We start from the raw sequence: 1790 nt of genomic DNA on the forward strand, positions 1-1790 counted from the left end.
CGGCGGTTACTCATCCACAAGCATTCACGACCGAGCCGACCGCATTTCTTAAATTAATACTGGCGTTTAAATCTCTATCTATAGATATGCCACAATCTGGGCAGTCATAAGTTCTTAAGCTTAATGGCATATCTTGAACGTGACCACAGTTTGAGCAAGTCTTTGACGATGGGAAAAACCTATCAACTACTACTAACTCCGAACCGTACCATTGGCACTTATATTCTAGCTGTCGCCTGAACTCATAAAATCACTATCTGCTATCTGATTTTGCTAGCTTATGATTGCGCAACATTCCCCTGACATTCAAATCTTCAATTGACACAATGCCGTGGTTTTTGGCTAAGTATGTTGTCAATTTATGAAGTGCGTCTTTGCGGATGTTAGCTACTTTTCTATGCAAGCTGGCTATCTTCAGTTGTGCTGCCCTCCAATTAGCAGAGCCAATCTTTTTATGACGATGTAGATATTGCTCTCTTGATAATTTAGCTTCAAATCTCCGATACGATTTCACGCTCTCAAATATTTTCCCATCACTCAAAGTAGCTAATGTTTTTACTCCTAAATCTACTCCTATAACATCAGTTTTTTTGGGTGTAGTTGTTGCATTAAATTCATAGCTACAGCTAAGATACCAATCACCTGCAAGTCTACTAATGGTGATTTTTTTGGTGGTCGCCTCAATGGGTTCATAAGTCTTAACAATACCGATAAAAGGTAATTTATGATTCCATCCATTTAATTCTATTGGTTTTCCACAATTATCTATTGTGAATGAATCATGTTTACCCTTCTTTTTAAACTTTGGGTGTTTTCCTAATCCTTTAAAGAACATGCATGAATGCTTCACCTAAATTTATGAAAGCATATTGGTAAACTTTAGATGACAAGTTTTTCATCCAAGGGTATAAAGGCTTTGTATGGTTGGTAAAAACCTCTCTTAGCTTACGGGCATTGGGCTTGTAACCATTTTTATAAGCAACATTCCACAAGCTTAAACCCCAGTTGTAACACCACCTACTGTAGCCTGCGTGTTGAGCCATCAGAGTTTTCTGCTTGTTATTAAGTTTGAGCTTGGTTCTAATGGATTTCATTTACTTGTGAACAAACTTAGTCTAATAGTATGCTTTATAACTTATTATATCGTTATTCTTTGATTAAGTCAATGCTCCCTATTCCATTGAGGTACTGATAACTGAAATGACTCCCGAATCCTGTCTCCTGACTCCTAAGTGGTAACCTAAATATTTGTAGCAAAAATTGGCTTTGTTGTATGAAAGTAGCAATGGAACATCCGTTTCACTGTGCGACATGAAAGGCGGAGCCTAGCGGCAGCTATAACGCTCACTTTCAGTAAATTGATGCTTTATTCATCTATTGGACAATAGTTATGTTTAGTTTATATATAGTCAGAGGAAGGGATAGAAAATCCGTTCCGCTTTCCTACGGAATGCTACGCAAACGCGTTTCGGCTGTCGCCGACATGAAAGGCGGAGCCTAGCGGCAGCTATAACGCTCACTTTCAGTAAATGGATGTTTTATTCATCTATTGGACAATAGTTAGGGCTTGCTGATTAACTAGCTATTAGCTTTTAGCATTTCCTAACGGAATGCTGCCTCTTGCAGAGGAGCTGCGCTAACGCAAACAGCTAGCCTCCTGCGGAGGAACTGCGTTAACAGCTTGCAGGGGCGATTTCCTCCGGAATGCTGCCTCTTGCAGAGGAGCTGCCTCTTGCAGAGGAGCTGCCTCTTGCAGAGGAGCTGCCTCTTGCAGAGGAGCTTCGCTAACG

Annotated in this window: 1 pseudogene; it reads right to left on the reverse strand. The window is 40.3% G+C overall.

The features are described from left to right. Positions 1–10 precede the first annotated feature (10 nt). Positions 11–1094 (reverse strand): annotated as a pseudogene (locus AFK68_RS00355) (RNA-guided endonuclease InsQ/TnpB family protein). Between the last annotated feature and the right edge of the window lie 696 nt (positions 1095–1790).

It is taken from the genome of Hydrocoleum sp. CS-953, from assembly GCF_002260545.1.
Taxonomy (GTDB): Bacteria; Cyanobacteriota; Cyanobacteriia; order Cyanobacteriales; family Microcoleaceae; genus Trichodesmium.